The organism is Micromonospora eburnea, from assembly GCF_900090225.1.
GTDB classification, from domain to species: domain Bacteria; phylum Actinomycetota; class Actinomycetes; order Mycobacteriales; family Micromonosporaceae; genus Micromonospora; species Micromonospora eburnea.
Map to the genome: position 1 here is coordinate 2,030,984 of NZ_FMHY01000002.1, position 23,049 is coordinate 2,054,032.

The 23,049-nt window shown below is 74.4% G+C and carries 17 protein-coding genes; all 17 read left to right on the forward strand.

All coding sequences use genetic code 11. The annotated features are described in order from the left end of the window. Positions 1-48 precede the first annotated feature (48 nt). The 17 genes from GA0070604_RS09605 to GA0070604_RS09690 all read left to right on the forward strand — a co-directional run bounded on the left by GA0070604_RS09605 (position 49) and on the right by GA0070604_RS09690 (position 23,043). Positions 49-1,551 (forward strand): replication-associated recombination protein A, encoded by a 1,503-nt coding sequence (locus tag GA0070604_RS09605; RefSeq protein ID WP_091117474.1) that lies wholly within the window; start codon positions 49-51, stop codon positions 1,549-1,551. Positions 1,552-4,379: 2,828 nt separating this feature from the next. Next, positions 4,380-4,997, forward strand: a complete 618-nt coding sequence (locus GA0070604_RS34130; protein ID WP_091127004.1) for a hypothetical protein — start codon at positions 4,380-4,382, stop codon at positions 4,995-4,997. Between the two features lie 150 nt (positions 4,998-5,147). Continuing rightward, on the forward strand, positions 5,148-5,609 hold the full coding sequence (locus GA0070604_RS09620) for a DUF948 domain-containing protein (RefSeq protein ID WP_091117479.1): 462 nt from the start codon (positions 5,148-5,150) through the stop codon (positions 5,607-5,609). A gap of 24 nt (positions 5,610-5,633) precedes the next feature. Then, positions 5,634-5,939: a DUF6167 family protein gene (locus GA0070604_RS09625; protein WP_091117482.1), complete on the forward strand. Its 306-nt coding sequence runs from the start codon at positions 5,634-5,636 to the stop codon at positions 5,937-5,939. Next, positions 5,936-8,614 carry an alanine--tRNA ligase gene (gene alaS, locus GA0070604_RS09630; protein WP_091117485.1) on the forward strand — a complete coding sequence of 893 codons (2,679 nt, stop codon included), beginning with the start codon at positions 5,936-5,938 and terminating at the stop codon, positions 8,612-8,614. The genes GA0070604_RS09625 and alaS overlap by 4 nt, the downstream gene beginning before the upstream one ends. Positions 8,615-8,686: 72 nt before the next feature. Next, positions 8,687-9,148 (forward strand): Holliday junction resolvase RuvX, encoded by a 462-nt coding sequence (ruvX, locus tag GA0070604_RS09635; RefSeq protein ID WP_091117487.1) that lies wholly within the window; start codon positions 8,687-8,689, stop codon positions 9,146-9,148. Then, positions 9,145-10,368: an endolytic transglycosylase MltG gene (gene mltG / locus GA0070604_RS09640; protein ID WP_091117490.1), complete on the forward strand. Its 1,224-nt coding sequence runs from the start codon at positions 9,145-9,147 to the stop codon at positions 10,366-10,368. Before ruvX ends, mltG begins: the two co-directional genes overlap by 4 nt. Beyond that, positions 10,365-11,174 carry a shikimate dehydrogenase gene (locus tag GA0070604_RS09645; protein WP_091117493.1) on the forward strand — a complete coding sequence of 270 codons (810 nt, stop codon included), beginning with the start codon at positions 10,365-10,367 and terminating at the stop codon, positions 11,172-11,174. Before mltG ends, GA0070604_RS09645 begins: the two co-directional genes overlap by 4 nt. Before the next feature lie 126 nt (positions 11,175-11,300). Beyond that, positions 11,301-12,536 (forward strand): hypothetical protein, encoded by a 1,236-nt coding sequence (locus GA0070604_RS09650; RefSeq protein WP_091117495.1) that lies wholly within the window; start codon positions 11,301-11,303, stop codon positions 12,534-12,536. Between the two features lie 261 nt (positions 12,537-12,797). Next, the gene (locus tag GA0070604_RS09655; RefSeq protein WP_167363418.1) at positions 12,798-13,631 is read left to right on the forward strand and encodes a phosphatase PAP2 family protein; all 834 of its coding nucleotides are present in this window, start codon (positions 12,798-12,800) and stop codon (positions 13,629-13,631) included. Positions 13,632-13,681: 50 nt separating this feature from the next. Continuing rightward, complete coding sequence (locus tag GA0070604_RS09660; RefSeq protein WP_091117501.1) at positions 13,682-14,629, forward strand: glycosyltransferase; 948 nt, start codon at positions 13,682-13,684, stop codon at positions 14,627-14,629. Between the two features lie 85 nt (positions 14,630-14,714). Further along, on the forward strand, positions 14,715-16,619 hold the full coding sequence (locus GA0070604_RS09665; protein ID WP_091127005.1) for a delta-60 repeat domain-containing protein: 1,905 nt from the start codon (positions 14,715-14,717) through the stop codon (positions 16,617-16,619). A gap of 62 nt (positions 16,620-16,681) precedes the next feature. Beyond that, the gene (locus GA0070604_RS09670; protein ID WP_091117505.1) at positions 16,682-18,343 is read left to right on the forward strand and encodes a hypothetical protein; all 1,662 of its coding nucleotides are present in this window, start codon (positions 16,682-16,684) and stop codon (positions 18,341-18,343) included. Beyond that, positions 18,336-19,271: a glycosyltransferase family 2 protein gene (locus tag GA0070604_RS09675; protein ID WP_091117508.1), complete on the forward strand. Its 936-nt coding sequence runs from the start codon at positions 18,336-18,338 to the stop codon at positions 19,269-19,271. The genes GA0070604_RS09670 and GA0070604_RS09675 overlap by 8 nt, the downstream gene beginning before the upstream one ends. Before the next feature lie 85 nt (positions 19,272-19,356). Next, the gene (locus tag GA0070604_RS09680) at positions 19,357-20,616 is read left to right on the forward strand and encodes an O-antigen ligase family protein (protein WP_208601998.1); all 1,260 of its coding nucleotides are present in this window, start codon (positions 19,357-19,359) and stop codon (positions 20,614-20,616) included. Next, complete coding sequence (locus GA0070604_RS09685) at positions 20,613-22,136, forward strand: MATE family efflux transporter (protein WP_091127006.1); 1,524 nt, start codon at positions 20,613-20,615, stop codon at positions 22,134-22,136. The genes GA0070604_RS09680 and GA0070604_RS09685 overlap by 4 nt, the downstream gene beginning before the upstream one ends. A gap of 13 nt (positions 22,137-22,149) precedes the next feature. After that, a complete protein-coding gene (locus GA0070604_RS09690) occupies positions 22,150-23,043 on the forward strand; it encodes a sulfotransferase domain-containing protein (protein ID WP_091117510.1) in 894 nt (297 codons plus the stop codon). Positions 23,044-23,049: the final 6 nt, after the last annotated feature.

The window sequence follows — 23,049 nt, forward strand, 5'->3', positions numbered from 1 at the left end:
CACGGCGCGATTCCAGCGTCGTCGGCCCGGCCCGGTAGTGTTCTCGTGATGCAGTCCGACGCCCTCTTCACCATCGGCGAACCCGCCGGAGCGCCCGGCGCCCCCGCGGGCGCCACCGGCGTGGACGGGTTCGCCGCCGCGCACGCGGACTCGCCCCTGCCCGTCCGGATGCGGCCGGCGAGCATCGACGAACTCGTCGGGCAGGATCACCTGCTCGCCCCGGGCGCGCCACTGCGCCAGCTGGTCGAGGGCGCGGCGCCGATGTCGGTGATCCTCTGGGGGCCGCCCGGCAGCGGCAAGACGACCATCGCCCACCTGGTGGCCCGGGCCACCGACCGCCGCTTCGTCGCGATGTCCGCGCTGACCGCCGGCGTGAAGGACGTCCGCGCGGTGATCGACACCGCCCGCCGGCAGCGGCGTGCGGGCGGTCCGCCGACCGTGCTCTTCATCGACGAGGTGCACCGGTTCAGCAAGACCCAGCAGGACTCGCTGCTCGCCGCGGTGGAGGACCGGACGGTCACGTTGCTCGCGGCGACGACCGAGAACCCGTATTTCTCGGTCATCTCACCGCTGCTGTCCCGCTGCGTGCTGCTCACCCTCCAGTCCTTGGACGACGACGCGGTGCGCGGCCTGCTGCGCCGGGCGGTCGTCGACGAACGCGGGCTGGGCGGTGCGCTCACCCTGGAGACCGGGGCGGAGGAGCATCTCGTCCGCCTCGCCGGCGGCGACGTACGCAAGGCGCTGACCGCCCTGGAGGCGGCGGCCGCCACCGCCACCGCCCTCGGCACCGGGCGGATCGACCTGGCCACCGCCGAGCAGGCCGTCGACGTCGCCGCCGTCCGGTACGACCGGGACGGCGACGCCCACTACGACGTGATCAGCGCGTTCATCAAGAGCATGCGCGGCTCGGACGTGGACGCGGCGCTGCACTGGCTGGCCCGGATGCTGGTGGCCGGCGAGGACGCCCGGTTCATCGCCCGACGCCTGGTCATCTTCGCCAGCGAGGACGTCGGTATGGCCGACCCCGCCGCGCTCACCGTCGCCACCGCCGCCGCGCACGCCGTCGAGTACGTCGGGCTGCCCGAGGCCCAGCTCAACCTGGCCCAGGCGGTGATCCACCTGGCCACCGCCCCCAAGTCCAACTCGGCCACCACGGCGATCGGCGCGGCCATCGCCGACGTACGCGCCGGCCGGGGCGGGCCGGTGCCGCGGGCCCTGCGTGACGCCCACTACGCCGGCGCCCGTGGTCTCGGGCACGGCGCCGGCTACCGCTACCCCCACGACGACCACCGGGGGGTGGTGACCCAGCAGTACGTTCCGGACGATCTCGTCGGGACCGACTACTACCGGCCCAGCGGGCACGGCGCGGAGCGTGCGTTGGCCGGCCGGCTGCCGCTGCTGCGCCGGATCGTCCGTGGGCTGCCGACACCGGCGGTCCGCGAGGGGGCCGGCGCTCCGGTCGCCGCGTCCGCCGCTCGTCCGGTCGGCGCGGCTCAGGGCGACGGGGTGAACGAGGGCGGCGACGACGCCGTCGAGGAGGGGCAGCAGTGATGGCGCGTGGTCCGGAGCGGCCGGAGGACGGCCCCGACGAGCGGCGCGACCGGGGCGCCAAGGGTCGCCGGTGGGGGCGGGGCAGAGCCGAGGCCGAGCCGGACGAGGCGACCGTCGGCGAGGAGTTCGGCTGGATCGACGACCTGCGTACGGCCAAGCAGCAGCGCGCCGACCTCGGCCCGGACGCCGACGGTCCCGCCGCCCCGCCGCCGGCGCGCAGCGGGCCGCCCCCCGCGGGCCCGGTGCCACGGCCCGGCCCGCCCGCCCCTGAGCCGCCGCACGGTTCCCACCCGGGTCCGGTGCCGCGGCCCGGCCCGCCCGCACCCGAGCCGCCGCACGGTCCCCACCCGGATCCGGTGCCGCCGCCGCGGCCCGGCCTGTCCGCCCCCGAGCCGCCGCCCGGCCAGCCCGGTCCGGGTCGGCCGTCAGCCCGGCGCGGTCCGGCCGGCGCTGGACCGGCCATGCCCCCGGTACGCCCCACCGGGCCCGATCCGGCGGCGGCCCGCCGCCCGGTCGACGGGCCCTGGCCCGGTACGCCCGAACCGCCCCGCCAACCCGCCGAGCCGCCCCGACCGCCGCGCCGAGGCCCGGACGTGCCCACCGGACAGCAGAGCCTGATTCCTCCGGCCCCCGCCCGTCCGGGCGAACCGGCCGGCCCGCCGGGACGGGCGATCCCGCCAGCCGTACCAGCGCCGGATCGTGCCCCGGACGGCCAGGTGCCCGGGTCTGGCTGGCAGCCGCCCGGTCCCGCCGTACCACCCACTCCCCGCGGCCGGCACGGCGCCGGCGGACCCGGCCCGTACGTCGACGGGGCAGCCCCGCCCGGACGACCCGGGTCCGGTGGCGGCCGGCGGTCGCTGCCCGACGACGTCGAGGCCCGCCCGGTCTCCGGGGCCGGCCGGCGGGCCGCCGCCGAGCCGGCTGCCGGCCGGGTCAGCGTGCCGTCGGCATCCGGTGCCGCCGGGCCGCCCGTTGCCGGCCACCCCGGCGTCGACCCGGGGACCGGCGTCCCGGGGGCCCCCGAGCCCCGGCGTCGCCGTGGAGTTCGGGAGCCTGAACCCTCGGGGCTGTCCGGGGTGGACGGCCCCGCCGGGCCGGAGGGCGGCCGACGCCGGGCCGCCGAGCCCGACCAGCCGGTGGCGGTGCCACGCAGCGGGAACGCCCCGCCGGTCCCGGGTGTCCCGTCCGACTCGCCCCCCGGACGCCGGGCGGAGGTCCCGGGCACGCCGGCGGCGCGGCGTGCCGCCCCCGATGCTCCGGCCGGTCGTCGGGCGGCTCCCGTCGACGAGCCGACGGTGGCCGGTCGTCGGGCCGTGCCCGAGGAGCAACCGGCCGGTCGCCGGGCGGCTGCCGAGGATCCGGGTGGTCGCCGGAGCGCTTCCCCGCCGGCCGGCCGCCGGGCGGCCCCCGATGGCGGGGCGGCGGGGGCCGGCCACCGGGCTGCCCCGGTCGATGAACCGACGGTGGCTGGTCGTCGGGCGGCTCCGGTCGACGAGCCGACGGTGGCTGGTCGTCGGGCCGTGCCCGAGGAGCAACCGGCCGGTCGCCGGGCGGCTGCCGACGATCCGGGTGGTCGCCGGGCGGCACCCGGCGACGAGCCGACCGCGGCTGGTCGCCGGGCCGCCCCCGAGGCGCGGGGTGCGCGGCGGTCCACCGGCGGGGCTCCGCAGACCCCGGGCCCGCGCCGCGCGGCCCGCGAGGAGACCGACGACACGCGGTCGCCGCGCCCAGAACGACCGGCCGACTGGCTCCGGCAGGCCGGCCAGGCCGCCCACGGCGACCCGGCCGCGCCACCGGCGGGCCCCACCGGCGCTCCGGTCGGCGAGCCGACCGGCCGACCCGGCACTCCCGCCGGGCCCGACCGCGCCCCGGCCGGCCGGGCCGGCGCGGCCGTGCCGCCCGTGAAGCCCGACCAGACCGGACCCGCCCGGGGCGCCGCACGTCCCGCCGGCCCGTCCGGCCGCCCTGCCGGCCCCGAGGCGGCCAGCCGGGCCGCCGGCCGATCGGTCGGTGCGGGCACCGACACCGGTGGCCTGCCGACGACCGGGGATCCCGGCCGGGCCGGCGGTCCCGGGTCAGCCGGCGACGCCGACCGCACCGGGGGCCTTCCCGTTGGTGGGGCCGGTGGTCGCGGCGGCGCCGACCGCACCGGGGGTATCCCCGTCGGCGACGCCGACCGCACCGGGGGTATCCCCGTCGGTGGGGCCGGTGGTCGCCGCGCCGCGGACGATCCGGCCCGCACCGGAGGCTTCCCCGTCGCAGGGGATCCCGCTCCGGTCGGCGGCCGGCCGCACGGCGGCGACGCCGGACGTGATCCGTCGATCCGGGGCGGCCGTCCCGGACCGGCCCCCGGCCAGCCTGGCCGGCCCGGCCCGGGTGTGGCTGACGCACCCGGCACCGCCCCGGCCCAGGGTGCCGCCCGGCCCGGCCCGGACGGTCCCGTCCCACGGCCGGGCGGCGACGACGGGCGCGGCCCGCAGACCGGCGGCGAGCCCGCTGGGCGTATCGGGGCGGCCGGCGCTCCGGCGGTGGCCCGGGCGGCCGCCTCCGTGGCCCGTCCCGGTGGGCCCGACGAGCGGCCGGCCGGCCGGGCGGTCCCGCCCGGAGCGGAGCCGAATCGGCCCGGACCGGCCGGCGCGGCAGCCGTACCCCCGCCTGGGCGGCCCGGCGAGCCGGCGGCGGCTCGGGCCGCCGTGGTCGTAGCACCGGGGGAGCCGGCGGAGCCGCGACCCGGACCGGCCGACGTGGCCGGACCGGCGCGGCGGGCCGAGGCGCCGCCGGCACAGGTCGGTGGCCTGCGCGGTGCCCGCTCCGAACTGCGCCGGCAGATGCGCGAGCGGCGGCGGCTGCGGTTGGGCATCCTCGTCCTGGTCAGCGTGGTGCTGCTCGGGGCGGTCCCGCTCTACTTCGGGCTGCGCGCGCTCAGCCACGACCCCGTCTTCAACACCCTCGACGGGCTGGACGTGCCCAGCTGGGCGGCGGTGAAGACCGTCGACCACGAAAGCGGCAGCCGCTGGTGCCTCCAGGACTGCCGGCTGCGGGAGCGGACCATCGAGTCGCAGCGGGCGCCGAAGGAGACCGCGCAGGCGTACGAGCAGGCCCTGGCCGCGGACGGCTGGCGGCGCTGGAAGAACGACCGTTGCCCGGAGCAGCCGGTCGAGGGCAGCTACACCTGCTGGCGTCGGGACGAGCTCACCCTCGACCTCTGGGTACGCGAACCCACCTGTGTGCCGGCACCGGTGGACGGGCAGCCCGCCCCGTCTCCGGCGACCGCGCCCGCAGCGGAGGAGTGCACCGGGTCGTTGGTGCAGGTGAAGGTCCGCAACGCGATCGACGACGAGCGGACCGGGCCGCAGCCGACCACCGACCCGTCCCTCACCGGCGTGGATCCGTTCCCGTCCCTCACCGACGATCCACTCGGGGAATTGACACCCTCACCGTCGTGAGCAGTGCTCCATCACGGACGGTAGGGTCTGTGGCGGGCGGGCCCGGCCGTGCCCGCCGGCCGCGGTGGGCCGGTGTGGGGCCGAGCGGGTGTGACGGTCGCGTATTCCGGGGCGTGGGGCCTCGGGACACTGCTTGAGGAGGACATGGGCATGAGTGGTGGCGAGATCGCTTGGCTGATCCTGTCCGGCGCGTTTCTGATGCTGGTGCTCGTGCTGGCGGTGCCGATCCTGCGGCTGCGGCACACCGTGGACGCGACGACCCGCATGATCAACGACCTCAACGACCGGACCGCGCCGCTGCTCGGTGACGTCAACGCCACGGTGAAGAACGTCAACACGGCCCTGGAGCAGACGCAGACCACCCTCGACGGGGTCAACCTCCAGCTCGCCAAGGTGGACACCATGACCACCCACGCCCAGAACGTCACCGCGAATGTGGCGAACCTCGCCGCCGTGGTCTCCGCCGCCGCCGCGAACCCGCTGGTCAAGGTGGCCGCCTTCGGCTACGGCGTACGCCGGGCCGCGGCTGCCCGCCGGCACGCGGAGGACGATCGAGAGGCCCGCGACATCATCAAGCAGCGGCGCCGCGCCGAGAAGCGCGCGAACCGGTGACCCGGCCGAGCGGGAGGATGTGACATGAAACGCGTGTTCTGGCTGGGCATCGGCCTGGCCGTGGGGGTGCTGGTGGTCCGCAAGGCCACCCGCGCCGCGCAGGCGTACACGCCGACGGGCATCGCCAGCGGTCTGTCCGAATCCGCCGGCGGCCTCGTCGAGTCGGTCCGCAGCTTCGTGGAGGACGTCCGGATCGGGATGGCTGAGCGGGAGCAGGAGATCCACGAGGCCTTCGCCCGCGGCGAGTTGTACGACGACCAGTTCGCCGAGTTGCGGGACGATCCGCGCATCGGCGACCGAGAGATTTTTCCGGAGGAGCACCAGCGATGAAGACGGCGGAGATCAAGCGGCGGTACCTCGCCCATTTCGAGGCGAACGGCCATGCCGTGGTGCCGTCCGCTCCGCTGCCCGCCATCAGCGACCCGAACCTGCTGTTCGTCAACGCCGGCATGGTGCAGTTCGTCCCCTACTTCCTGGGCCAGCAGACCCCGCCGTACCCCCGCGCGGTCAGCGTCCAGAAGTGCATCCGCACCCCGGACATCGACGAGGTCGGCAAGACCAGCCGGCACGGCACGTTCTTCCAGATGAACGGCAACTTCTCCTTCGGCGACTACTTCAAGGAGCGGGCGATCCCGCTCGCCTGGGACCTGGCCACCAAGTCGGTCGAGGCGGGCGGCTTCGGGCTCGACCCGGAGCGGATCTGGGCGACGGTCTACCTCGACGACGACGAGGCGTACGAGATCTGGCGTAAGACCGGCGTGCCGGTCGAGCGGATCGTGCGGCGCGGCAAGGCGGACAACTTCTGGTCGATGGGCATCCCCGGCCCGTGCGGTCCCTGCTCCGAGCTCTACTACGACCGGGGCCCGGCCTACGGGCGTGAGGGCGGCCCGGAGGTGGACGAGGACCGCTACCTGGAGTTCTGGAACCTCGTTTTCATGCAGTTCGAGCGGGGCCCCGGGGTCGGCAAGGAGGACTTCCCGATCCTCGGTGACCTGCCGGCGAAGAACATCGACACCGGCATGGGCCTGGAGCGGATGTCCTCGATCCTCCAGGGCGTCGACAACCTCTACGAGATCGACGAGGTCAAGCCGATCCTGGACCGGGCCGCCGAGCTGACCGGCAAGCGGTACGGCGCGCGCTCCGGCCACGCGGCCAGCGAGTCGCACCCGGACGACGTTCGGCTGCGGGTGATCGCCGACCACGTGCGTACCGCGCTGATGCTGATCGGTGACGGGGTGACCCCGTCCAACGAGGGCCGCGGCTACGTGCTGCGCCGGATCATGCGCCGCGCCATCCGGGCGGTCCGCCTGCTGGGCTACCAGGACCGGGCGCTGCCCGAGCTGCTGCCGGTGGCCCGGGACTGCATGGCCCCGTCGTACCCGGAGCTGGCCGAGGAATTCGGCCGGATCTCCCAGTACGCGTACGCGGAGGAGGACGCCTTCCTCGCCACGCTGCGCGCCGGCACCACGATCCTGGACACCGCCATCGCCGAGACCAAGTCGGCGGGGCAGTCGTCGATCTCCGGCGACAAGGCGTTCCAGCTGCACGACACGTACGGCTTCCCGATCGACCTGACCCTGGAGATCGCGGCCGAGCAGGGGCTCCAGGTCGACGCGGAGGGCTTCCGCCGGCTGATGGCCGACCAGCGCAGCCGGGCCAAGGCGGACGCGCAGGCGCGCAAGACCGGCCACACCGACGTGTCGGCGTACCGGTCGGTGCTCGACGGCGGCGGTGCGGTGGAGTTCACCGGCTACACCGAGCTGAACCGGGAGTCCCGGGTGCGGGCGCTGCTCGCCGGTGGGGCGCAGGTGGCCGCAGCGGTTGAGGGGGACACCGTCGAGCTGGTGCTCGACACCACCCCGTTCTACGCCGAGGGCGGTGGCCAGCAGCCGGACCAGGGCCTGATCACGGTCGGCGGCGGCCAGCTCGAGGTCTTCGACGTGCAGCAGCCGGTGCCGGGTCTGATCGTGCACCGGGCCAAGGTGGTCCGGGGCGAGGTGCGCGCCGGCGAGACCGGGTACGCCGAGATCGACGTGTCCCGGCGGCGGGCGATCTCCCGGTCGCACACCGCCACCCACCTGGTGCACCAGACCATGCGCAACTTCCTTGGCGAGTCGGCGACCCAGGCGGGTTCGCTGAACGCGCCGGGCCGGCTGCGGTTCGACTTCAACACCCCCACAGGGGTGGCGCCGAGCGTCCTGCACGACGTGGAGCAGCAGGTCAACGAGGTGCTGCTGGCCGACATGGAGGTGCACGCCTTCATCACCACACAGGAGGAGGCGCGCCGGATCGGCGCGATGGCGCTCTTCGGCGAGAAGTACGGCGAGCGGGTCCGGGTCGTCGAGGTCGGCGACTACGCGCGGGAGCTGTGCGGTGGCACGCACGTGGCCCGCTCGGCCCAGCTCGGCCTGGTCAAGATCCTCTCCGAGTCGTCGGTCGGTTCCGGTGTCCGCCGGATCGAGGCGCTGGTGGGCATGGACGCGTTCGGTTTCCTGGCCCGCGAGCACCTGCTGGTCTCCCGGCTTGCCGAGCTGTTCCGGGTCCCCGGCGACCAGGTCGCCGACCGGGTCGAGCAGACCGTCACCCAGCTCCGCGACGCCGAGAAGGAGCTGGAGAAGCTGCGCGCCCAGCTGGTGCTGGGCGGGGCGGCGGCGCTCGCCGGGCAGGCGAAGGACGTGCACGGCGTCGCGTACGTCGGCACCGAGGCGCCCGAGGGCGCGGCCACCAACGACGTGCGGACCCTGGCCCAGGAGATCCGGGGCCGGATCGACCCGGCCCGCCCGGCGGTGGTCGCCGTGGCGGCCCGCGCGAACGGCAAGGCGTCCTTGGTGGTGGCCGTCAACCAGGCCGCCCGGGGGCGGGGCCTGACCGCGAAGGACCTGGTGAAGGCGGCCTTCTCCGGCCGGGGCGGCGGCAGCGACGACCTCGCCCAGGGCGGCGGCCTGCCCGCGGCGGAGGCGCCGAACCTGCTGCTCACCGTGGAGAAGGCGATCGCCGAGGCGTGATGGACGCACCGATCGAGGCCAGGGCGGACCGGATGGTCCGCCCTGGCCCGTGCCGGAGGGACGTGCCGGTAGATGGCTGAACTGACCCGTGGCGTACGACTCGGGGTCGATGTCGGGCAGGTCCGGGTCGGGGTCGCCCGGTCCGATCCGCACGGCATCCTGGCCACCCCGTTGGTCACCCTCGCTCGCGATCTGACCGCGGCGCCGGATACGGTGCCCACCGACATGGCCGAGCTGGTCCGGCTGGCCGCCGAGCACGAGGCGGTCGAGATCGTGGTCGGTCTGCCGGTCAACCTCGCCGGTAAACATGGCCCGGCGGCGACGAACGTATCGGCGTACGCTGCCCGTTTGGCTGATGTAATGGGGTCGATTCCGGTGACGCTGACGGACGAGAGGATGTCGACCGTGGTCGCGAGCCGTAGGCTGGCCGAACGGGGCGTCCGGGGAAAGCGCCAACGGGCGGTGGTCGACCAGGCCGCCGCGGTGGAGATTCTGCAGAGCTGGCTGGACGCGCAGCGGAGGCGGACGCAATGATCGACGACCTTGACCTGGTGTTCGACGAGCAGGAGAGAGGGGAGAAGGGCCGGCACCGGCGCGGCGCGGTACGTAAGCGCCAGGGCAAGTCGGGTGGCCGAGGCAAGACGATCTTCGCTCTCCTGATGGCGTTCGTGCTGCTGGGCGGCATCGGCGGCGGCGTATACGTCGGTTTCGACCGGATCAGCAACTACTTTGTCACGCCGGACTACGACGGTCCGGGTTCGGGCGAGGTGCTGGTGCAGGTCAAGTCCGGCGACACCCTCACCGACATCGGCAACACGCTGTACGACGCCGGGGTCGTGAAGAGCACCAAGGCGTTCATCGAGGCGGCCGACGCGAACTCCCGCGCCAAGAACATCCAGGTCGGCAGCTACAAGGTCCGCAAGCAGATGAAGGCCGCCGACGTGGTCACCCTGCTGCTCGACCCGAAGAGCCGGGTGGTCAACGGGGTGACCATCCCCGAGGGCACGATCAGCCTCAACATCTACGCGATCCTGGCCAAGGAGACCAAGATCCCGGTCGCCGAGTTCAAGAAGGCCGCGGCGGACCCGGTCAAGCTGGGCGTGCCGGAGTTCTGGTTCAACCGCGGCGACGGCAAGAAGAACCCGAAGAAGAGCATCGAGGGCTTCCTCTACCCGGCGACCTACGAGATCCCGCCGAAGGCGACCGCCGAGCAGATCCTGTCGATGATGGTGCAGCAGTTCCTCGATGTCACCGAGCGGATGAACTTCGTGGAAACGGTGCAGAAGGAGCGGAAGATCTCGCCGTACGAGGCGTTGATCACCGCCTCCATCGCCCAGGCCGAGTCGGTCGACCCGAAGGACTTCCCGAAGGTGTCCCGGGTGATCTACAACCGGGTCTACACCGACAGATACCACTGCCACTGCCTGGAGATCGACAGCGCGATCAACTACTGGCTGCGGCTGCAGGGCAAGGACCCGAAGGACTCCGACGTCCTCAAGCAATCGGAGATCAACGACCCGAACAACCCGTACCGGACGCACGGCGCGGACGGGCTCACCATCACGCCCATCAGCAACCCGGGCGAAGGGGCGCTCAAGGGTGCGATGGATCCGCCGGAGGGTCCCTGGATCTATTTCATGACCATCGACAAGAAGGGCACCATGGGCTACGGCTCCAACGACGCCGAATACAAGCAGCTCCAGAGGACCATGTGCCAGAACAAGGTGCTGACCGGAACGAACTGCAAGTTTTGAGGGCCGCCGTCGTCGGGAAGCCGATCGCCCACTCGCTCTCCCCAGTCATCCACGAGGCCGGGTACGCGGCGGCCGGGCTCGCCGGGTGGTCGTACACCCGGATCGAGTGCGCGGCCGACGAGCTGGCCGGCCTGGTCGCCGGCCTGGGCCCGGAGTGGGCCGGGCTGTCGGTGACCATGCCGGGCAAGGAGGCGGCGCTCGCGGTGGCCGGCGAGGTCTCGCCGGTCGCCGCCGTCGTCGGTGCCGCCAACACCCTGGTACGCCGGCCCGACGGCTCCTGGTACGCCGACAACACCGACGTGACCGGCATGGTCGACGTGCTCACCGCCGCCGGCTGCGCGGCGGGCGCCGTGGTGACCGTGCTCGGGGCGGGCGGCACCGCCCGGGCCGCCCTCGCCGCGGCGGCCCGGATCGGCGCGGCCGAGGTGACCGTGGTGGCCCGCCGGCCCGAGGCGATCGACGAGCTGCGCCCGGTGGCCGCCGCGGTCGGGGTGCCCCTCGCCGGCGCCGACTGGGACGGCGCACCGGCGCACGCCCGCGCCGATCTGGTGATCTCGACGGTGCCGAAGGGGGTGGCCGACCCGCTCGCCGGGCACTTCGACTGGCGGCCGGGGTCGGTCTTCTTCGACGCGCTCTACGATCCCTGGCCCACTCCGCTCGCCACGACGGCGCTTGCCGCCGGCTGTCGGGTGGTCTCCGGGCTCGATCTGCTGCTGGCCCAGGCGGTCGGCCAGTTCACGCAGTTCACCGGCGTGCCGGCCCCGGTCGACGCGATGCGCGCGGCACTGGCGTCATCCCGCGCCTGACCCCGCCCCGCCCCACCCGGGCTGCCGCCGTCGGACAACGGGCGTTGATCAAGAGGTTTGCGTCGGCATCGATCTCCAACCAGACGCAAACTCCTTGATCGACCGGGTGGGACTGGGGAGGGGTGTGTGGTGGGGGATCCGCGGGAGCGTGGGGACGGGATCGGCTGGGTGAGCCGGGCGGTCTTTGGCGACGAGCGGTTGTGGCTCCGAACTGCCCGCGACGCCACCTCCCCGCCGGCGGGTCACCGGTCCGTTGCCCGGTACGCGGTGGTGCCCTCGGTCGAGCGGGCGAAGTTCCTGCTGCCGCTGGCGTCCCGCCGGATCGGGGCGGCGTCGACGCTGGCGTACAACGCGTTGCGGCCGCCCAGGGTGCGGGCCAACCGGCTCGCGGTCGGCGTGCTGGCCGGGCTGGGGGCCACCCGGCTGGCCCGGATGCCGGTGCTCACCGTGGCGGCCCCGACCGACGTGGATCTCGCCGAGCTGCTGCTCACCGCGGACCTGTCCCGGGTGGCGGGCCGGCCGTTGCACGCCGCGATCGGCATCCGCCCGCCCGACCCGCACCACAAGCCGACGTTGCAGCTGTTCGACGACCGTGGCGTCGCGTGGGCGTACGCGAAGGTGGGCTGGAACGACGCGACCCGGGCGATGGTCCGCGCGGAGGCCAGGGCGCTGCACGGGCTGCCCCGCGACGTCGGCGACCTGCCCGCGGCGCCCCGGCTGCTGCGCGAGTTCGGCTGGCGCGACCTGGCGGTCACCCTGGTCGAGCCGATGCCCGCCGGGGTACGCCGGCTGCCCCGGCCGGAGCGGCCGGAGGTGGCGGCGATGCTCGCCGTCGCCCGGCGCGGCGGCCCGGCGGCCCCGGCCCGCCCCCTCGCCGGCTCCGCGTTCCTGGCCGACCTCATCGCCCGCGCCGAGCGCGCCGGCGGCCCGGTCGGCGCCGCGCTGGCCGCCCTCGCCGACCGCGACGGCGCGACCCGCCTGGAGTTCGGTGACTGGCACGGCGACTGGGTGCCGTGGAACCTCGGCATCCATCGGGGGCGCCTGTTCGCCTGGGACTGGGAGAACAGCGGCGTCGGGCGGCCGGTCGGCTTCGACCTCGCCCACCAGGCGTTCCAGAGTGCCCTGTCGCTGCGCGGACGGTCGGTGCCCGAAGCGGCCGGCGAGATGACCACGGTGCTGGACCGGTACGGCGGGAGGCTCGGCCTCGACCCGGCCCGCCGGCGTCTGGTCGCTGACGCCTATCTGGTCGAGTTGTGGCTGCGCACCGCTGAACTCGCCGCGGCCGGCGGCGGCTGGAGCGGCAGGCTGCATCCCGCGCTGCTGCGCGTGCTCGCCGACCGGCTGGGCTCGTCGCGCGGCTGAGCCGGCTGTCGGGGAGCCGACCGGCACGCCCGTATCGACATCTCAGAGTGTCTTCCCCACTACCCGCCGCGAGGATGATCCGGTAGGGTCACCGGTTGGCTACTATCCGTCCTCGGTGGCGGGTGTGATCCGGCCCGGGAGGCGTGGGGGAACCCCTGGGACCCCGAGGTGCGGGGAGGTCCAGCCGGTGGCTGGCAGGGCATGGGAACCGATGAGCGCGCTGCGCGCCACGCAGCCCGGGACGGCTGGTGCGGGCCGGTGATGACGCTCAGCTATGCCTGCGCGGTCCTCGCCGTGCTCGTGCCGGCCGCTCTCGTGCCGTGGCTGGCCAGCAGGTGGGTGCCGGTCGTGGCCGCGAGCCGGGCGACCCAGCGGTTGCGTGTCGCCGTCGCCGGGCTCACCGTCGCGTTCGGCCGGCTCGGTGCCGCCGTGACCGTGCTGCTCGCCGGCTCGGCTCTGGTCGTCGCCGTCTGCTGGCCGCTCGGCGAGGCCCTGTCCCGGCTCGAATCCCGCGTCGACCAACCGGTGTTCGACTATGTGCACGCCCGGCAGGTCGAGCCGTGGACCGAGGTCACGGCCTTCGTCACCGCGATCGGCGACCGGTACCCGCTTGCCTGGGTCACCGTGCTGGCCGCCGTCGCGCTCGCCGTCGTCCGGCGTGGCCGGCGCCGGTGGCTTCCACTGGTCGCGCTGCCGCTGCAGTTCATCGTCGAGCAGTACGTTCAGGAGATCCTCAAGCGGGTGGTGGACCGTGGCCACCCCCCGACGGACCTGGGCACCTATCCGTCCGGCGGCTGCGCCCGGGTGTTGATGACCTTCGGCACCGTCCTGGTGCTCACCGCGCTCACCTGGCGTATTCCCCGCCAGGTCCGGGTCGGTCTGGTCACCGCGCTGGCCGTGCTGGTCTCGGTAGAGGGCTACACCCGCGTCTATGCCGAGAAGCACTGGTTCACCGACGTGCTCGGGGGCTGGGTCTTCGGCACCCTGCTCACCGGCGTCATGGTGCTCGCCGTACTGGTGGCCGAGGGGCGGGTCCTGCCCGCAACGGACCGTCCCGTCCCCGCGCCGCGAGAGCAGGTGACCGCCAGCAGCTGACCCCGCGACACCGTCCCCTGCCACCCCTCGCACGGAAGTCGGGCCACGATGTGACCACCCTTCTCGTCGCCTCCACCGGTGGGCATCTCGCCGAGTTGTACGACCTGCGGCCTCGGCTGGGTCTGCCGGACGACTGCGTCTGGGCGACTTTCGACTCGCCGCAGAGCCGGTCCCTGCTGGACGGTCAGGAGGTCATCCACGTCCCGCCCGCGACCACCCGGGACGCCGTCGGCGCGATCCGCGACCTGCTTGCCGCCCGCCGCGTGTTGCGGGGCGGGCGGTTCACCCGGGTGGTCAGCACCGGTGCCAGCGTGGCCATGTCGTTCTTCGTCCCGGCCAGCCGCCGGGGCCTGGAGTGCCACTACATCGAGAGCGCGACCCGGACCGACGGGCCCTCGCTCACCGGCCGCCTGGTCGCCCGGGTGCCGGGCACGGGGCTCTACACCCAGCATCCGGGTTGGGCCGACGCGCGGTGGCGCTACGGCGGCACGGTCTTCGACGGCTACCAGCCGGTTCGGCAGGCCCGCACCCGGCCGGTGTCCCGGATCGTCGTCGCCCTCGGCGCCCACCGGCGCTTCGCCTTCCCCCGCCTGCTGGCCCGCCTGGTCGAGGTGGTGCCGCCGGAGGCGGACGTGCTCTGGCAGGTCGGGTCGACCCGCATCCCCCGGATGCCGGCCGGCGCCCGCGCCCAGGTCCCGTACGCGGAGCTGCACCAGGCGATGCGGGAGGCGGACGTGGTGGTGACCCACGCGGGGGTCGGCTGCGCGCTGGCCGCCCTGCGGGCCGGCCGGCGGGCCGTCTGCGTGCCGCGTCGCCGGCGGTACGCCGAGCACGTCGACGACCACCAGGTCGGACTCGCTCGGCAACTGGACCGCCGGGGCCTGGTCCTGGCCAGGGAGGCTGACGCGGTGACCGTCGAGGACCTGGTGGAGTCGACCGCCTGGCGGGTCGCGGTGACCGGGACCGTCGCGCCGTTCCGGTGGACGGCGGCGGCATGAGGAGCATCCACAACCCGTGATCTCACAACCTCTCTGGGAGGCGCCAGTGCTTGACAGAACGTCTCGACCGGGACGGCGGCGGTGGCTGGCCGCCCTCGCCGTGCCGGTGCTCGCCGTCGGGCTGTTCGCCGCGCCGGCCCGCGCGGCGGGCCTCACCCCGGTCACCAGCACGCTCACCTCGGCGAACCCGGCGGATGACATCCCGCACGCACAGAACGGTGACACCAAGGCGTTCGCCGAGATCGGCGGCACCGTCTACGTGGGTGGGTCGTTCACCTCCGTGAAGGCGGCGGCCGACGCCGGCTGGACCGCCCGCAACTACCTCTTCGCGTACGACCGCGCGACGGGCGCGCTGAAGACGGGCTTCGCCCCGGTGCTGGACGGCGCGGTGCACGCCCTCGCGGTCAGCCCCGACGGCAAGCTCATCGTCGGCGGCGCCTTCGCCAACGTCAACGGGGTCAGCCGTAAAAACCTGGTCGAGCTGGACCCGATCACCGGCGCCACCGTGACCAGCTGGGTCGGACGCGGCGACGGCGGCCTGGTCCGGCGTACCATCGTGGTCGGCAACCAGCTCTACCTCGGCGGCGCGTTCCACTGGATCAACGGCACCCAGCACTCCCTGCTCGCCCGGCTGAACGCCAGCACCGGCGAGATCGACCCGACGTTCCAGATCGACGCCAGCGTCGCCCGGTACAGCAGCGAACTGGTCTGGAGCCTCGCGGTCTCGCCGGACCACCGGACGCTCGTCGCGGTCGGCAACTTCACGCAGGTCAACGGGCAGGCCCGAAACCAGGTCGTGATGGTGGACCTGGCCAACACCCCGGCGGTGGCGAACTGGAGCACCCAGCGGTACGTGGCGCCCTGCTACAACGCGTCGTTTCCCTTCTACGCCCGGGACGTCGACTTCTCCGACGACGGCACCTACTTCGTCGTCATCGCCGACGGCGGCCGGGGCGACGGGGCGTACTGCGACGCGATCGCCCGGTTCGAGACCGCCGACCGGGGTGCCGGCATCGACGCCACCTGGGTCGACTACACCGGCACCGACTCGGTGACCTCGGTCGAGGTCACCGACAACGTGGTCTACGTGGGCGGCCACTTCCGCTGGCTGAACAACGCCAACGGCAGCGACACGGCCGGCGCCGGCGCGATCAACCGGTACGGCCTGGGCGCCCTCGACCCGATCAACGGCCTGCCGCTGGTCTGGAATCCGACCCGCTCCGGCGCACCCTCGGGCACCACCGCCTGGGGCCCGATCGTCTGGGAGCTGTGGCGCGGCAGCACCGGCCTCTACGCCGGATTCGACTCCGACGGCCTCGGCAACGAGTACCACGGCCGGATGGGCCTGTTCCCGCTCTCCGGCGGTCGTACGGTCGCGGCGACCAACGCGCCGTCCGCGGCGTCCGGCTATCTCTACCTCTCCTCTTCGGACGGGCAGGCGACCAGGGTGCCGTTCAACGGGACCACCCTCGGCACCCCGGTCAGCACCACCCAGCCGAACCTCACCGCCGCCGGGGCGTCGTTCTCGATCGGCAACAAGCTCTACTGGTCGAAGACCGACGCGGGCGCGCCGAACGGCAGCTACCTCGATGTGTCGATCTTCTCGGGCGGCTCGGTCGGCGCGCCCTGGGTCAGCAGCGGCTACAACGACTGGTTCAAACCGGCGACGATGAACGGCGCCTTCTATCTCGACGGCCGGATGTACTACACCAGGTCCGGCACGAACAGCCTGTTCTACCGCTACCTGGAGCCGGACGGCTACATCGTCGGCTGCACCGAGTTCACCCTGCCCAGCACCGGGCTGGCCTGGGGCAGCGTGCGCGGTATGGCCTGGGTGAACGGCAAGATCGTATACGGCTGGACGGACGGCTCGCTGCGCTCGGTGCCGTTCAACGCCTCGGCGGTGGACGGCGCTGCCGCGGTGCAGCTCGCGCCAGCCGGCGGCGCGGTGAACTGGTCGAGCAAGACGCTCTTCTTCGCCACCTCCTGAAGGTCCGACACCACATGGACGCTGGTCGAACTCCCACCCCACATCGCGCGAGGACCTGACCGATGGACGTGACCGACGTCGCCGCCCGGCAGCACCCCGTCGGCCTCGCCGAGCTGGCCCGTATCCCGTTGCGACGCTGGCGGGCGGTGCTCGCCGTGGCGGCGTCGGTGCTGGCGGCCGTCCTGGTCTACCTGTTCGTGCTGCCGGCGAGCTTCACCGCGACCACTGCCGTGGTGGTCCGCCCGGTGGTCACCGACCCGTTCTCGGTGCCCTCCGGCGGTGCCGACCGGGCGGTGAACATGACAGCCGAGAGCGGGATCGCGACCAGCAACGAGGTCATCGACAAGGTCGCCGGCATCACCGGCCGGCAGGCCGAGGACGTGGCCGACGCGCTCCAGGTGGAGGCCCCGGTCGGCGGCCAGGTGATCCGCTTCGAGTACTCGGCGCACAGCGAGCGGGAGGCGGTCGACGGCGCCAACGGGGCGGCTCAGGCGTACCTGGACCTGCGCCGAGGCATCTACGAGAACCAGCGTACGGCGGTGCTGAAGTCGTACGACGACACCATCGCGGTGGTGACCGCCCAGCGCGCCACCACACAGCGGTCGCTGCCCACCAACCAGTCGACGGCGAACCCGTCGCCACGGACCAGCGCCCTGCTGGACCAGTTGCGGGCGCTCAACGACCAGCTCGCCACGCTGGCCGAGCAACGCTCCAAGATCGCCTCTGCGGACCTCAGCCCCGGCTCGATCACCAGCGCCGCCCGCGCGCCGGTCCCCTCCAGCCGGGACGCCGCCCCGCTGATCATCCTCGGTGGCCTGCTCGGCGGGCTGCTGCTCGGCGGGCTGGCGGCGTTCGTCCGGGAATCCCTGGACCGGCGGCTGCGGACCACCAGCGAGGCGGTGTCGGCGATCGGCGCACCGCTGCTCGGCACCGTCCGCCGCGCCCGGGGCGGCCAGCCCGACGAGGCCGACCTGCGCTACCTGGCGCTGGCGCTGGCCCGTTGGGTGGACGGCCCGGACCGTGGCCCGCTGGTGGTGCTCTCCGCCGCCGCCGACGAGGGACGCGAGCAGGTGAGCGCCGGGCTTGCCGTGGTGCTCGCCGGCCGTGGCCACGAGGTGTGGCTCGGGGTCACCCCGGAGAGTCTGGGCCGGATCCGCCCGCTGCTGCTGGACGCCCAGCACCGCAACCCGCCGGTGGAGCCGGTGCCGGCCAGGCCACCCCGGCAGTGGCCGCCCCCACCGGTCGGCTTCGGCGGCCCCGCCGTCCCGGTCAGTGGCCCCGCCGTCCCGGCCGGTGATGAGCCGGAGACCCTGGTCATCCCGAAGGTACGCAAGCCGCGTCCGTTCCCGACGCCAGGCACCGGGAACGGCGCGGCGTACCGGTCCACCGCCACCGCGGACCCGGCCCGGGACTCGCTGGCCGCCCGGCCGGCGGCGGGCGCTGCCCCCTCCCGCACCGGTGGGCAGGGGCTGTGGATCGGCGCCGGCACGATCCGGCTCGTCCCACTCGACGCCCCGCCGGCAGGCGACGGCCTCACCCTGCTCGACGCGCCGCCCGCACTCGACGACGAGCGGGGCGTACGGGCCGCCCGGGAGGGACGCGCGGTGCTGGTGGTCGCCCGGGACCGGACCCGCCTGCCGCAGCTGGCCCGACTCGTGGAGCGGCTGCGCTCGGTCGGGGTGGAGCCGTTCGGATTCGTGCTGACCGGAGGGGGCCGTGACTGAGCGGGGCCGGCCGGCCGGGGCGTACCCGGCGGTGACCGTGGTGGTCGCCACCCGGGACCGCCCGGGGCTGCTGGAACGGGCCGTCGGCGCGGTGCTCGACCAGGACTACCCCGGCCCGGTGGAATGCCTGGTGGTCTACGACCACACCGACGTCCGGCCGCTGGACCTGCCGGTGCCGGCCGGCCGGACGCTGCGCCACGTCCACAACAGCCACTCCCGGGGGCTGCCCGGCGGCCGCAACACCGGCGCCACCGAGGCGTCCCACGACCTGCTGGCCTTCTGCGACGACGACGACCACTGGCTGCCCGGCAAGCTGCGCCGGCAGGTGGAGTTGCTGACCGCCCGCCCGGACGCCGCCGCCGTCAGCTGCGGCATCCGGCTGGCGGGCCCGGGCGTCGCCAGGGAACGGCGGCTCGAAGTCGGCGAGGTGACCCTCGCCGACTTCGTCGAGGACCGGATCATGGAGGTGCACTCCAGCACCATCCTGTTGCCTCGCGCCACCTGGGACGCGGTCGGCCCGGTCGACGAGGAACTGCCCGGCGGCTACGGCGAGGACTACGAGTGGCTGCTGCGGATCGCCGCGCGGGGACCGGTGGTCATCGTGCCCGAGGTACTGGTGGTGGTGGACTGGCACGGCGGCTCGTTCTTCTTCGGCCGCTGGGCGACGATCGTCGAGGCCACCCGCTACCTGATCGACAAGCACCCCGAACTGGCCGGCAGCCGGACCGGACTGGCCCGGCTGCACGGGCAGATCGCCTTCGCCCTCGCCTCCGGCCGGCGGCGCCGGGAGGCGGTGCGGGAGCTGGGCCGGGTGCTCCGGCTCAACCCCTGGGAGAAGCGGGTGCTGGTGACCGTGCCGGTGGTGCTCGGTCTGCTCTCCGGGGAGCGGGTGCTCCGGCTGGCCCAGCGGACGGGGCGGGGTGTCTGACCCAGCGGCCGGGACCGCCGCGTGGCCGGCGGCCGGTGGCCGGAGGGGCGGCCCGCGGCCGTTACCCGTCTGGCCGCTGACGGCGATGTTCGCGCTGGTGCCGCTCTGGTGGGCGCTCGGCGCCTTCTACCTCGGCTGGTCGGTGTTCGGGGTCGTCCTGCTCGCCCTGCTGGTGGCCCGCGGCCGGGTGCCGCTGCCCACCGGCACCGCCTGCTGGCTGGTCTTCCTCGTCCTGGTGCTGCTCAGCGCCACCCGGCTGGACCGGGCCACCGCCTACCTGACCTTCGGGCTGCGCTACGGCTTCCTGGTGACCGCCCTGGTGGTCGGCGTGTACGTGTACACCCTGGTCCGCGAGCAGACCTCGTGGGACCGGGTGCTGCGCCCGCTCGGCTGGTACTGGCTGGGCATCGTGGCGCTGGGCTGGCTGGCGGTGCTCGTGCCCACCTTCGCGCTGACCACGCCGGTGGAGATGGCCCTGCCGGGCGGGGTGGCCGGTGAGCGCTACCTCCAGGCGCTGACCCACGTCCACGCGAACGAGTTCAACCCGCTGTCCCGGGCGCCGATCTACCGCCCCACCGCGCCGTACCCGTACACCAACAACTGGGGGACGGCGTACGCGCTGCTGGTCCCGTGTGTGCTGGCGTACCTGACCTCGGTGCGGACCGGGTGGTTCCGGGTGGCGCTCTGGGTGTCGCTGCCGCTGTCGGTGGTGCCGGCGTTCCTGACCCTCAACCGGGGCATGTTCGTCGGCCTCGGCGCCGGGCTGCTCTACCTGGCGCTGCGCGCCCTGGTCCGGGGCAACGCGCGGCTGATCGTGACGATCGGCGGGCTGGTCCTGCTGGTCTGGATCGTCAGCCTGGTCGTCCCGGTACAGGAGATGATCAACGCGCGAGTCGCCAGCACCGGCACCAACGCCGACCGGATGGACCTGTACGCGCGGACCTGGCAGGCGGTGGAACGCTCCCCGCTGCTCGGCCACGGCGCGCCGAAGAGCGTGGACACCACGCTGGCCGAGGAGCCGCTGGGCACCCAGGGCCTGCTCTGGCAGATTCTCTACAGCCACGGCATCCCCGCGCTGCTGGTCTTCCTGGCCTGGCTGGTGCTGGTCGCCCGGCGGCTGGCCGTCGCGGTCTCGCCGGCCGGGCACTGGCTGAGCACCGTCCCGGTGATCGCGCTGGTGGTCATCCCGGTCTACGCCTACCTCGACCCGAACCTGTCGGTGATCTTCTTCGCCGTGGGGGCCGGGCTGGCGGCGGTCGCCGGGCCGGTGAACCGGGCCCCGCTCGGCCCGTCCAGCCTGTCCAGGCCGGCCCCGTTGACCCGGTGGCGGGAGGGGACGACATGACCGGGCCGGGTACGTCGGCCACCGCCACCACCGGCGAACGCGAGGTCCGGCGTGGTACCCGCAGCGGGCTGGTCGGGCTGGTCGGGGCGGCCGTCAACGGACTGCTCGGCTTCGCGCTGACCGTGTTGATCGTCCGTGGGCTGGGACCCGCCGGCTCCGGCGCCGTGTTCACCGCGATCGGTGTCGTCACCGTGCTGGGCGGGCTCTGCTGTGCGGGCGCGGACACCGCGCTGGTCTGGGCGCTGCCCCGCCGGACCACGGGCCGCGACGGGGACGCCGCTCGCCTGCTGCCGGTCGCGCTGCTGCCGGCGCTGTCGTTCACCGTGGCCGTGGCGGCGGCCGGCGTCGTCCTGGCCGGGCCGCTGGCGCCGGTGTTCTTCGACCCGGGTACGAGCGGCGGCGCCGACCTGTTCCGGTTGGCCTTCGCCGGCCTGCCGTTCGTGGTGGCGCTGGCCGTGCTGCTCGCCGCCGTTCGCGGGGTCCGCCCGGTAACCGCCCTGGTCGCCGTGCAGTACGTGCTGCTTCCCGCGGCCCGGCCCGCGCTGGTGCTGGTCGCGCTCGCCGCCGGCGCGGGGGTGACCGGTGTCTTCGCCGGCTGGCTCGCCCCCGCGCTGGTGGCCGGGCTGGTCTGCGTGGTGTTGCTGGTCCGGCCGCTCGGCCTCGCCGCCGGTGCCACCCTGCGTCCGACCGGCCGGGACTGGCGCATGCTCTGGGGGTTCGCGCTGCCCAGGGCCGCGTCGGCGGCCGTCGACGCCGGCAGCATGTGGCTGGCCGTGCTGCTCACCGCCGCACTCGCCGACCAGGTCGAGGCCGGCGTGATCGGTGCGGTCGGCCGGTACGCCCTCGCCGGGCTGCTCGTCATGCAGGGCCTGCGGGTGGCCGTCGCCCCGCAACTGTCCCGGCTGCTCGGTCAGGGCCACGCCGTCGAGGCGGCGATGGTCTACCGGCGGGTCACCAGCGTGGTCATCGCGTTGTCCTGGCCGGGGTACCTGCTGCTCGCGATCTTCGCGCCGGGCTTCCTGCTGCTGTTCGGCGCGGATTTCACCGCCGGTGCGTCCGCCCTGGTGGTCCTCGCCGGGGCCATGATGGTCAACTCCGGTACCGGCATCGTGCAGACGATGCTGCTGATGAGCGGCAGCAGCGGGCGACACCTGTTCGCCGCCGCCACCGGTCTGGTGCTCAACGTCGGGCTGGCCCCGGTGTTGATCCCGCCGTACGGCGCACTCGGCGCGGCGCTGTGCTGGGCCGCCGGCATCACCGTGGAGAACGTGGTCGCCGCCGTGGCCGCCCGCCGGGTCGTCGGGGAACCGCTGGTCACGCGGGGGGTGCTGCGCGTCGCGCTGGTCTCGGCGTCGGCCACCGCCGCCGTGGCCGGGACCGTGGCGGCGGCGGCCGGCCGTGGCGTGGCCGGACTCGCCCTCACCCTCGGGGTCGCGGCGCTGCTCGCCGTCGCGCCGCTGCCGCACCCCCGGGTACGCCGACGCCTGCGGGCCGCCCTGGTGGGGTGGACGCCGCGATGACGAGGAGGAGCGCATGGCGACGCTGCGGGACCGGGTGAAGGCGCTGGCACCCGCGCCGCTCGTGACCGGGGTGCGCGAGTCCCTGGTCCGGTACGGGGAGCGCACCAGCGACCGACGCCCGCTGCCGGACTTCCTCATCATCGGCACCAAGCGCGGCGGCACCACCTCGCTCTGGCGCTACCTGCTGGAGCACCCGCTGGTGCCCCGGCTCTTCCCGGCCTGGAACACCAAGACCTCGCACTACTTCGAGGACAACTTCGTCCGGGGCGAGGCGTGGTACCGCTCGCACTTCCCCACCGTGAAGCAACGGCAGGCGCTGGAGCGCCGGCACGGTGGGCCGTCCCGGGTGGGGGAGGCCGCGCCGCTGTACATGTTCCACCCGCTGGCCCCGGGGCGGGTCGCCGACCTGGTCCCGTCGGTGAGGCTGATCGTCCTGCTGCGGGATCCGGTGGAGCGGGCGTACTCGCACTGGAAGGAGCGGCGTGCCGAGGGCGTGGAGCCGCTGGGCTTCGCCGCGGCCCTGGCCGCCGAGGAGGAGCGGACGGCGGGGGAGCGGGAGAGGCTGGTCGCCGACCCGACGTACGTCAGCAACGCCTACGACTGGTACAGCTACCGGGCCCGGGGCCGCTACCTGGATCATCTGACGCCCTGGCTGGACCGGTTCGGCCGGGAGCAGTTGTTGGTCCTGCCCAGCGAGACCCTCTACCGGGAACCGGCCACCACGTACGCCCGGGTGCTGGACTTCCTCGGCCTGCCGCCGTACCGGCTCGACCGGTACGAGGTGTTCAACGACCGGCGCGGCGGCGCCATGGACCCGGCGGTCCGGGCCGAGCTGACCCGGTACTACGCGCCGCGCAACCAGGCCCTCGCCGACCGGCTGGGTATGACCTTCGACTGGGCGGGCTGACCCCCG